Annotated in this window: 1 protein-coding gene; it reads right to left on the reverse strand. The window is 74.3% G+C overall.

What is annotated here, in order from left to right:
- Positions 1 to 253 (reverse strand): hypothetical protein (locus SB660_RS22280; RefSeq protein WP_410584640.1); only part of this gene is annotated, 253 nt, incomplete at both ends.

A 253-nucleotide genomic window follows, 5' to 3' on the forward strand; every position in this document is an offset into this window, starting at 1 on the left:
GGCGTCCTCCTCGTCCAGGCGACCCGTGATGTACACCAGCGGCCCCGGCGGCGTTCCCCCGATGAGCGTGGCGAGGTCCCGGCTCTCTCCGCGCGGCGCGACCATGGCGAGCGCCACCAGCAGCCCGTCGCGATCGTCCTCGTGGCCGCGCAGCGTGCCGAGCAGCGCGCCGGCGCTGTCGATCACGTCGACGCTGTATCCCTCGCCGGCCAGGTGCACGGCCGTCGAGGCGCACATCGACACCGCGGTCTCG

The organism is Bacillus sp. SIMBA_005 (assembly GCF_046535585.1).
Classification (GTDB): domain Bacteria; phylum Bacillota; class Bacilli; order Bacillales; family Bacillaceae; genus Bacillus; species Bacillus pumilus.